This window comes from Allochromatium palmeri (genome assembly GCF_009720725.1).
In the GTDB taxonomy this organism is placed as follows: Bacteria; Pseudomonadota; Gammaproteobacteria; order Chromatiales; family Chromatiaceae; genus Thermochromatium; species Thermochromatium palmeri.
In genome coordinates, this window is the sequence record NZ_WNKT01000045.1 from 26,969 (window position 1) to 33,824 (window position 6,856).

General features: G+C 63.1%; 6 protein-coding genes. 2 read left to right on the plus strand and 4 right to left on the minus strand.

Going from position 1 to position 6,856, the window contains the following annotated elements; all coding sequences use genetic code 11:
- Positions 1–223 precede the first annotated feature (223 nt).
- Positions 224–1,504, minus strand: coding sequence for a multifunctional CCA addition/repair protein (locus tag GJ668_RS16090; RefSeq protein WP_343032232.1), 1,281 nt, complete (start codon positions 1,502–1,504; stop codon positions 224–226).
- 48 nt (positions 1,505–1,552) lie between these two features.
- Between GJ668_RS16090 and GJ668_RS16095 the strand changes: the two genes are divergently transcribed.
- Positions 1,553–2,032, plus strand: coding sequence for a DUF2939 domain-containing protein (locus tag GJ668_RS16095; RefSeq protein ID WP_155451153.1), 480 nt, complete (start codon positions 1,553–1,555; stop codon positions 2,030–2,032).
- An 11-nt stretch (positions 2,033–2,043) separates the two neighbouring features.
- On the opposite strand, the gene GJ668_RS16100 is transcribed toward GJ668_RS16095, so the two are convergent.
- The gene (locus GJ668_RS16100; RefSeq protein ID WP_155451154.1) at positions 2,044–3,423 is read right to left on the minus strand and encodes a hypothetical protein; all 1,380 of its coding nucleotides are present in this window, start codon (positions 3,421–3,423) and stop codon (positions 2,044–2,046) included.
- A 117-nt stretch (positions 3,424–3,540) separates the two neighbouring features.
- Positions 3,541–4,074, minus strand: a complete 534-nt coding sequence (locus GJ668_RS16105) for a ferritin (RefSeq protein WP_155451155.1) — start codon at positions 4,072–4,074, stop codon at positions 3,541–3,543.
- A gap of 346 nt (positions 4,075–4,420) precedes the next feature.
- On the opposite strand from GJ668_RS16105, the gene modD reads away from it, so the two are divergent.
- Positions 4,421–5,275, plus strand: coding sequence for a ModD protein (gene modD, locus GJ668_RS16110; protein ID WP_155451156.1), 855 nt, complete (start codon positions 4,421–4,423; stop codon positions 5,273–5,275).
- Between the two features lie 46 nt (positions 5,276–5,321).
- Here the strand turns inward: modD and apbC are convergent, their stop codons facing one another.
- Positions 5,322–6,413 (minus strand): iron-sulfur cluster carrier protein ApbC, encoded by a 1,092-nt coding sequence (gene apbC, locus GJ668_RS16115; RefSeq protein ID WP_155451157.1) that lies wholly within the window; start codon positions 6,411–6,413, stop codon positions 5,322–5,324.
- Positions 6,414–6,856 lie beyond the last annotated feature (443 nt).

The window sequence follows — 6,856 nt, forward strand, 5'->3', positions numbered from 1 at the left end:
AATCTTGTGGTTTCGTTCAGTCAGGGACGCGCATGATGCGATAGGAGCGGCCTGTAAGACAAATCACTTCGCGCGCGGAGGTGGCGGGTCGGGTCATGGCGGGCGGGGGACGCCGTGAATCCATCCCTGGAGGCTTGACGACGGCATCCATGCCGTCGACACCCCCGCCCACCATGACCCGACCCACTTTGATCTTGGGCGGTACGGCGAGTGGTCTTGGGGTTCATGATGGCGTGGTCATCATGTCGGGACGCGCGTGCTTGATGGCCGCCAGACGGGCGGCGCGGATGCGCTCGGGTATCAGGCGCGGTTCGCTTTCGGCGTGGGCAATGGCGCTGGCATCGACGGCGGTGACGGCTTGGAGCAGGCGGCGCCAGACGTCGGCCTGGGGATACGGGCGTTCGGCATAGCCGCCGCGACCGCGAAAATCGGCTTCGCAGGCGACGAGCAGTTGCTCGAAGCGTTTTGGACGGCGGAAAGCGTCGGTGCGCTCAAAGACATCGAGGATGGTGCTGGCGCGCAGTTCGTCGACCTTGTGGATTCGTCCATGCTGGGCCGTCGTCAGATGTGCCAGTTCACGGCAGCGGTTGGGGACACGAAAGCGCGCGCTGATGGACTCGACCATCGGCAGGCCGCGCTCTTCGTGACCGTGATGGCTGGGCAGGATTTCGGGCGGCGTGGTGCCCTTGCCCAGATCGTGACAGAGCGCAGCGAAGCGGATCTCCAGCTCGGGCGAGAGCCGCGCGGCCATGTCGATCACCAGCATGGCATGGACGCCGGTGTCGATCTCCGGGTGCCATTTCTGGGTCTGGGGCACGCCCCACAGCCGGTCGACTTCGGGCAGCAGGCGTGCCAGAGCACCGCTGTCGCGTAGCACTTCGAAGAAGCATGAGGGCTGCGTTTCGCCGAGCGCGCGCGCCATCTCCTGCCAGACGCGCTCCGGAACCAGGGCGTCGACCTCGCCAGCGTCGACCATGCGGCGCATCAGCGCCTGAGTTTCCTCGGCGACCTGAAAGCCCAGATCGGCCAGACGCGCAGCAAAGCGCGCCAAGCGCAGGATGCGCACCGGATCTTCGGCAAAGGCCGGCGAGACATGGCGCAGTACGCGCGCCTCCAGATCAGCCTGTCCGCCATGTGGATCGATGATCCGGCCCTCGGCGTCCATCGCTATGGCATTGATGGTCAGATCGCGCCGCCGCAGGTCGTCTTCCAGCGTCACATCGGGATGGGCCTGGACCTGGAAGCCGTGATAGCCGGGCGCGGTCTTGCGTTCGGTACGGGCGAGCGCGTATTCGTCCTGAGTCTCGGGGTGCAAAAAGACCGGAAAATCCTTGCCGACCTGACGGAAGCCGCGCGCGAGCATCGCCTCGACGCTGACGCCGACCACCACATAGTCGTACTCGTGCGTGGTGCGTCCGAGCAGGTGATCGCGCACGGCGCCGCCGACCAGATAGGTTTCCAGTCCCTGGGTCGCGCCCGCACCGCTAAAAGGTTTAGACTTCACGCCAAGACTCCCGATCATTGGCCGACATTTGAAAGGAAAAGCACGCTCATGCGATTCATCGGCTATCTCCTGCTGTTGCTGCTCATCGCCTATGGGCTATGGCCCTATTACAGCCTCTATCGGCTCGACGGCGCCATCGTGCGACCGGATACGACCGAACTGGCCACACTGGTGGATCTTCCAGGCATTCGCGCCAATTACAAGCGTCGCATGGCCTCGGGTGTGAGTGGGATGCTGCTGGCCGAAGATCCGCAGAGCGTCAGCGGTTGGATTCGACAGAACATCGAGCGTCTGGGCGATTCGGCGCTGGAGCAGGCCATCACGCTCGACTGGGTGCGCGAGACCGTGCGCGATAGCATCACTCAGGTCACGGGTCAGAGTCCGCCCTATCTGATCGGTGCGGTCGATTTCGCCTTCTTCGAATCCTACGACCGGTTCCTGATCCGACTCGGACGGCTCGGCGAGAACGCGACCCATATCCGCTTATCGCGGATCGGCACTCAGTGGAAAATCACCGATATCATTTGATGCGGCTCATGTCATCGCTTGGTGACCCAGTGATAATGCATCCACATGCGCAGATGCTTATAGGCACGCCCCAGCGTCAGCGCGGCGATCAGCATCAGCCGATGTAAGCGACTCAGATCGTGCCGCTGCCACAGGCCTGAGGTCCACTGGGTCTGCTTGATATAGAGAATGACCGCGCGTCGATCCTCGGGCGAGACGATCCCACGAATCATCCGCCAGGGTGAAGGCACGACACGCTTGTCGACGAAGCCGCCAACACCGAAGACATCGTTGTGCTTGAGCGCGGCATAGGCTTCCGAGATCTGACGCTCGGGGCGCTCGATCAGATCACTCCAGAGCTGGCAGGCCTGTTCACGCAGATCCTGACTGCGGATTGAGTGGGCCTCGACATGGGGCGCCCAGTGCCGACAGGCCAGGAGCACGCCATCCTGGAAATACCGCACCACCTCGGCCTGGATGGCGTTCTCGGTCGGTTCGATCAAACGCCGGGCGCGAGCCCCCTCTCCCTCCAGGTAATACCCCATGACACTGCCATGCGGCGAATTGCAGAGCATCTCCATCGGCGAGACGGCATCGAGCAGGTGACTGAAGAACAGGTTGAGGTTGGCATCCGGACCATAGGCACGCTTGACGCCATTGGGTGGCTGGAGATTGAGGAAGCGCTGTAGACCCAGGTAGTAGCCGAAGAAGCGCGTGTTCGGCAGCATCCAGGCGAGATTGTCCTGGATAGTACCGCGCCAGCCGATATCGACGAGGCCGAAGGGTCCGCGCCCATCGATCAGCCCCTGCTGCGCGAAATAGGTGAGCGCCGCACGCCGATCGGCCGCGATCTTGTCGGAGACGAGCCGCACGAACACCGGATCGGCAAAGAGCGCCTTGACGCGCGTGTCGAGCCAGGGGTGCACGATGGTTTCCGCCAGCCTGAGGCCGTGCCGGGCGCCGATCGGTTCCAGCGGTTCCGTCTCCAGCCCGAGCGAACGGGCAAGCGCGAACAGCGACTGGCTGTCGTAGAGACTCCAGAGCCGGCGCATCTCATCGAGGCTCACTGCGCGCAGTGAGGCCGAGAAGGTGGCCAACCGGCTCACTTCCAGCAGACGCCCACGCGGCAGGCTGTGATTGCCCAAGCGCCCGTTCGGGACCACTGAGGCGAAGACGCGCTCGAAGAACTCGCCCTCGCGGGTGAAGAAATAGATCTGCTCGACATCGTCGATGATCGACTGCTCGGCGATGAAGAGCGCCTGACCGACGAACAGCGGCGCGCTCTTGATGCCGAGCCGAAAGATCAGTCCCGGCTTGGTCCTGAGATCCTCCAGGATCGGCGTCGCGGCCGTCAGCGCCGAGCGCTCGATGTGGCGCTGGAGCGAAGAACGATCAGTGAATCTCGCGTTCAAGTGCTCAGCCCTTTGGACACTTTTTGCAACGCTTGCCTTCGCGGTATTTTTTGCAGCACTTGTCGGACTTCTTGCTCATTGACGCAGGCGCCTCGCTTCGCGGATCGCGTGTCGCGCTCAGGCGCCAGTGCTGGGCTGAGTCGCTGCTGCGGTCGCCATCTGCTTGGCGAGCGCGCCGAGTTCGTTGTCGATCATGAGCAGTGCCTGCCCCTGATCGCCGAACAGCCGCACCCGTCCGATGATGTCGCCGACGGTGGCCTCTTCCTCGATCTGCTCGGTGACGAACCATTGCAGAAAGATCTGGGTGGCGTGATCCTTCTCGGAGAGCGCGCCATCGAACAGATCATTGATCGCGGCTGTCACGCTACGCTCGTGCTCCAGGGTGCGCTCGAACATGGCCAGAATGCCACGCTCGACGTTCGCCGGTGCCTCGATCGCATTCAGCTCGACCACCGCCCCCTGGTCGATCAGATAACGATACATCTTGAGTGCATGCGTCTGCTCCTCGCCGTGCTTGGCGAAGAACCAGGCGGCCAGACCCCGGAGATTCATGGCCTCGGCCTGGGCCGAGAGTCCGAGATAGAAATAGGCCGAATACAGCTCGCGGTTGATCTGGGCATTGAGGCGCTGGGCCATGGCTTGAGAGATCATGCTGACTTGCTCCTGAGTTGAAAGCGCGACGGCGGCCGAAAGTGCGGACGCTGGAAGTCTGGATAAATCCTACTGTATCCATATGTGAACCGCTGCATCGTAATCCAGCCGGCGGGTCAAAACCGAGCGAAGCGGTACACTTTTTGCTTTGACCCTATTCGATCCAGCCAGACCGAGTTTGCGACACACTACCAAAAAACACCCATCTCGACCTCCTGATGGCAAGGACTCGCGCGTTTGGCTGCCGCCACTATCGAGACCTGTCGGATCGCGACTCCGGGCGAGTGCGTGAAACATGACATCCGGCCATCGGCGAGGTTCGATTCAATCCAAGGATTCAAACACCATGTATTCGACAGCCTCTAGCGTACTCAGCGATCACGAACTCCAGGCACTGCTCGCCGAAGACGTCCCCTTCGGTGATCTCACCACCGAAGCGCTCGGCATCGCCGAGCGCGCGGGTCGTCTCCAGTTCGAGGCACGCGATCCCATGGTCGTCTGCGGGATCGAGGAGGCGGCGCGACTGTTGGCGCTCTGCGGTGCTCAAACCGAACTCCAGACGCGCTCGGGACGCGAGGCCGCGCCTGGAACCCCGCTGCTCATGGCGAATGGACCGGCCGGCGCGCTGCATCGCGCCTGGAAGAGCGCGCAGACGCTGGTGGAATGGTGCTCGGGGATGGCCAGCAGCGCCGCCGCGATCCAGACGGCCGCACGGCGCGGCCATCCCGACGCCATCGTCGCCGGGACGCGCAAGAACGTCCCCGGCACGCGCCGTCTGGCGGTCAAGGCCTTTCGCGCCGGTGGCGCCGTGATGCATCGTTGCGGACTCTCGGAGACGATCCTGATCTTTGCCGAGCACCGTCAATTCCTGGGCCATGCCTCGCCGGCGGTCGCTATTGCCAATCTGCGCCGACAGGCGCCCGAGAAACGGGTGGTGGTCGAGGTTCATACGCTCGACGAAGCACTCGACTGGGCTGAGGCCGGCGCCGATGTGCTGCAACTGGAGAAGTTCACGCCCGAAGAGGTCGCCGAGGTCGTCGCGGCACTCAGCGCGCGCGGTTCGGCGGCATTGGTCGGTGCGGCCGGCGGTATCAACGCACGCAATGCCGAGGACTATGCGCGCGCCGGCGCCTGCCTGCTGGTCACCAGCGCGCCGCATCAGGCACCTCCCCGTGACGTGCAGGTCCGCTTCACAGCCTGAGTCCTGAGTCCCTCTCCCGCCGGGAGAGGGGTTGGGGTGAGGGGCTTCAGGTGTTCTGAATCACGATGCGCGGGAACTTGGAGGCATAGTCCTTGGCCTGGAGCGAGAGTTTGGCGGCGGTCTTGCGGGCGATCTCGCGATAGATCTCAGTGATGCGCGACTCGGGCTGGGCGGCGACCGTCGGCTTGCCGTTGTCGGTTTCCTCGCGGATCTGGATGTCGAGCGGCAGTGAGCCCAGCAGATCGATCCCGTACTGGTCGGACATGCTCTGACCGCCGCCCTGACCGAAGATGTGCTCCTCGTGCCCGCACTTGGAGCAGATGTGGATGCTCATGTTCTCGACGATGCCGAGCACCGGCACCTCGACCTTCTGGAACATCTTCAGACCCTTGCGCGCATCCAGCAGCGCGATGTCCTGCGGTGTGGTAACGATGATCGCCCCCGAGACCGGCACCTTCTGCGCCAGGGTGAGCTGGGTGTCGCCCGTGCCCGGCGGCAGGTCGATGACCAGATAATCGAGATCCGACCAGTTGGTGTCGTTGAGCAGTTGCTCCAGCGCCTGGGTGACCATGGGGCCGCGCCAGATCATCGGGGTTTCGTCTTCGATCAGGAAACCGATCGACATGGTCTGGATGTCATAGCTGACCATGGGTTCGAGCGTGCGCCCGTCTTTGGAATCGGGCTGACCGCTGAGGCCGAGCATGCGCGGCTGCGAGGGGCCATAGATGTCGGCGTCGAGCAGTCCGACCTTGGCCCCTTCAGCGGCCAGCGCCAGGGCCAGGTTGACGGCGGTGGTCGACTTGCCAACGCCGCCCTTGCCCGAGGCCACGGCGATGATGTTCTTGACGTTGTCGATGGGCTTGAGGGACTTCTGGACCGAGTGGGCCTTGACCTCCCAGCTCACCTCGACCGCGACCGAACCGACGCCCGCGACCTTGGCGATCCGCTCCTGGAGCGCCTCGGCAATGATCGACTGGATACCCTTGGCTGGAAACCCGAGCACGACCTTGACCTTGACCTGGTCGCCCTCGATCGCGATGTCCTGGATGGCATGAGCGGCGACCAGATCGCGCCCGAGATGCGGCTCCTTATAGTCTTTGATAGCGGATTCGATGGCGTCTTTCGTCGGTTGGGACATGAGGTACTCCATAAATTGAGGATAAACACGCCTGGCCGCGGCCGGGCGTCGGCGATCGCGGGAGATTCGACCGTGGAGCGCATGGCGTTTGATGCCTCGGTCTTTCGCCGAGGGTTTGGGCGGCCAGGAGATCAAAGAGCAAAATTAAAGGGCGCCTATTGTGCGTCGGACGCCCTTTAATTGGCATTGGGAATTACCAATTCAAGTCCGTGGGACGTGGCCGAACCGCCTTGCCGCCGAGGGCGTCACCGACAGGCACGGAACATCCGGACGCCTGATTCAGTCCTCGATGAAGACCTTGTCGTAGATCTCAGGTAACTTCTCAATAAGTCATGGCAGCCTTGGCTGAAGATATCCGTTAAAGTACCTCATCGTTTCCCGCGACTCGTCCAGCCGTCATGCCCAGCCCGATTGAACTCCCTGACATCCCCGACGCGGAACGC